The organism is Nostoc sp. 'Peltigera membranacea cyanobiont' 213 (assembly GCF_002245975.1).
In the GTDB taxonomy this organism is placed as follows: domain Bacteria; phylum Cyanobacteriota; class Cyanobacteriia; order Cyanobacteriales; family Nostocaceae; genus Nostoc.
In genome coordinates, this window is the sequence record NZ_NOLI01000298.1 from 1 (window position 1) to 3,249 (window position 3,249).

The 3,249-nt window shown below is 37.9% G+C and carries 2 protein-coding genes and 2 pseudogenes; 2 read left to right on the top strand and 2 right to left on the bottom strand.

Annotation, left to right across the window (positions count from 1 at the left end):
- The coding region (locus CDG77_RS38345; protein ID WP_223270149.1) for a hypothetical protein at window positions 1–262 on the top strand (262 nt) is incomplete at its 5' end.
- A 293-nt stretch (window positions 263–555) separates the two neighbouring features.
- Window positions 556–1,152, top strand: a complete 597-nt coding sequence (locus CDG77_RS34200; protein WP_094333566.1) for a peroxiredoxin-like family protein — start codon at window positions 556–558, stop codon at window positions 1,150–1,152.
- Between the two features lie 413 nt (window positions 1,153–1,565).
- Here CDG77_RS34200 and CDG77_RS34205 read toward each other — a convergent pair.
- Window positions 1,566–1,830, bottom strand: a pseudogene (locus tag CDG77_RS34205) (L-histidine N(alpha)-methyltransferase); the annotation flags it as partial.
- A gap of 350 nt (window positions 1,831–2,180) precedes the next feature.
- Window positions 2,181–3,173 (bottom strand): annotated as a pseudogene (locus CDG77_RS34210) (MGH1-like glycoside hydrolase domain-containing protein); the annotation flags it as partial.
- Window positions 3,174–3,249 lie beyond the last annotated feature (76 nt).

Sequence of the window (3,249 nt, forward strand, 5' to 3'; positions counted from 1 at the left end):
GATACTTGAAAGAATCAGCGAGTTCCTCCGCAAACGCGGAATGAATGTAAGCCAAAAGAAAACCAAAGTTACCGCCGTGACGAGGCTGTGGATTGGCTGTTGCAGGGGTTGGGGAAACAAGCTAAACCTTATTTATCTTCGTTGCAAGCGAAGCTGCTGGCGGCTGTTGAGAGAGAGTACAACCTTGTTTGGAAGCAGCAGAAGTGACGATACAGCTAGTAAACAAGAGGTTAATCCAACAAATACACAATGCAACAATTAACTCATTGTATGAAAGCGGTAAGCGATCGCTTCAGTTTCAAGCCGTTATTATGCAAACTACTAAGCGGCGAAAACACTTGTGCTGAACGGATTATTCCCGGCTTATTGAACGGATGGCTTAACGTGTATAAAAACAACAAGAATAGTAGATGATAATCATGCCTTGGAACCTAAAGCAATTCTCCCAGTAATGCAAATCCAAGGGTCTATTTTTCTCATTTCAGTAAATTCACTGCAACAGTATTTATCTAGAAAGGTACATAAAAGTATAAGTTAACTTTCAGGAAAATTACGATGAATTTTACAGAGTCTCTCAAAAATGAGCTAATTTCTTCAGGTATAATTGACCAAACTTTAAAGGTAGGAGATATTATTCCTAATTTCATTCTACCTAATGCTTTCAGCCAAGCAGTAGAATTACAAAAACTACTAGTTACTGGGCCTGTAGTTATTTCCTTTTTTCGAGGTTCTTGGTGTCCTTTCTGTAACTTAGAACTAGCAGGACTCCAACAAGCATTACCTGCAATTAAAACATTAGGAGCATCAATAATTGCTATTTCACCTCAAACTACTCGTCATACCATATCAACTGTAGAAAAACATGAACTAACTTATGAAGTATTGAGCGATCGCAGCAATATGATTGCTCGTCAATTTGGCATTGTGTTTCAAATCCCGGAGTATCTAAGACCTATATTAGAGTCAAAGGGTCATGTGTTACCTAGATACAATGGAGATGAGTCTTTTGAACTACCTATTCCAGCTACATTTGTAGTTGATCGAAACGGAAAAATCGTTTATGCTTTTGTTGATGCAGATTATACTAAACGGTTAGACCCAATTGAAATAGTGAGTATTCTAAGAAACATTCCTATAGTTAGCAAAAGCTAGTACAGTACGGCGTAAATAAACCACCCATTCCAAATCAATACAACTCTTGGAGAGGCTACGCTTTAAGCGTAGCTATGCCGCAGGCTTTACGGCAAGCTCAGTAACCATGAAATGCTTATGCTGCATTCATTTTTAATTCTGCCCTGCGGTAGCAGTATATTAATTTTAGATTTCACTATTTTTTCCAATTCTTAGATAATATTCAGTTTTATACCATATTCATCTCAGGATAATCTGTCACTCTAATAATTAAAATCAATCAGGCAGTATTGAGAAAATATTTACTTATAAAGTATCTGTATTATTTGATGAGTTTCATTTAAAATTATCACAAAATAGTTATCAAAAATATGCAAAACGCTAATCTACAAAAAGCGACATTTGGAGCAGGGTGTTTCTGGGGAGTTGAAGCAAGTTTTGCGAGAACTACCACTACCTAGTTCTATCAAGGTACATAAACCTGTCATTTGGGCGATTTCTAGGGCAGATGTTTCTAAAATTGCTTGCTCGCTCGGTGCGAGTTGGATAGTATTCTGGCAGTTCACAAATTTGCTCAAATAGTTCTGAGCCTTGGTCATCGTATAAGTAACGGCATGGTAAGGTTTTAGGTTGATTGCTTAGTCCTTGAATAATATCTGTGTCTTCCTGAATTGATAGCTGAGACGAATGTAAATTAATCCAGCGAAAACGAGAATCTTCTTTTTGTTGAATCCTCAATTTATTGCTCTCCTTGAGTTATTTTTGTATTGAGATATAGCGATTCCCATTCAAATGTAGTACAACGTTAAATTGCAAGGTGTAGGGGCAATTCATGAATTGCCCCTACAGGTGTGCCTCACATCAATGAGAATCGCTATATTGAGATACAGACTTATGGCCCAATACGCTTGGGTTAAAGGCTACTGGCAACAATTTTGGGTTTTCGAGACGCGATAAATCGCCGTCTCTAGAAGTGTTTTGTTGCTCATTCTGAACTGTATTGACTTATAGCCTGGTATCCTGTTATGAAAGCAGTGGTTTAGGCGGATTTATGCTATGGCGATCGCCTTTTTATCCTGCTCAATTTTTGGTTCCTGATGTTGTGCTTCATATTTACCAAATTGCTGAATAAGTTGAGCAACTAATCCTGTCCATCCAGTTTGATGACTAGCGCCAATTCCGGCTCCGTTATCACCATGAAAATACTCATGGAATAAAATCAAATTTTGCCAGTGTGGGTCATTTTGAAACTTTTGTATTCCACCATAAACAGGACGTTGACCAGAGGAATTTTGCAAGAAAATTCTAGTTAATCTTTGAGATAATTCACATCCAACTTCCCAAAGTGTCATCATCTTACCAGAACCTGTGGGACATTCCACTTTGAAATCATCGCCCAAGTAATAATAAAATTTTTGCAGAGATTCAATTAATAAGAAATTCACCGGGAACCAAATAGGGCCGCGCCAGTTAGAATTACCACCAAATAAACCACTGCTAGATTCAGCAGGTTCATAATCTACACGAAATTGTGAACCATTGACATCAAAAGTATAGGGATGTTCGGCATGAAATCTGGAAACTGCGCGAATACCGTAAGGGCTAAAAAACTCACTTTCATCAAGCATTTTTTGCAGAATACTTCTTAATTTATCCCGTGAAACAATTGCTAATAATCTTCTAGCACCAATTCCTTTTGTTTCCATACAAGCTACATTTTGCCGTAAGTCAGGACGGTTTTGGATAAACCATTCCAGCCGTTTCTTAAAGCCAGGAAGCATCTTTAAGGTTTCTGGTTCAATACTTTCAATCGCAAATAGGGGGATTAATCCCACCATTGACCGGACTTTTAAGGTAATCTGCCGTTCATGTAAATGTAGCACATCGTAGTAAAATCCATCTGATTCATTCCACAAACTGGCTTCCATTTCGCCAATTTTATTCATCGCATCGGCTATGTAGAGAAAATGCTCAAAGAACTTGGTGGCAATGTCTTCATAAACAGGATTGCTCTTGGCTAATTCGAGAGCGATCGCTAACATACAGCGTATTTGAGGTTTATGAGGTACAGTAACAACAATTAGTAAACCAATTTTTTAGATGCTTTGGATTAACTAA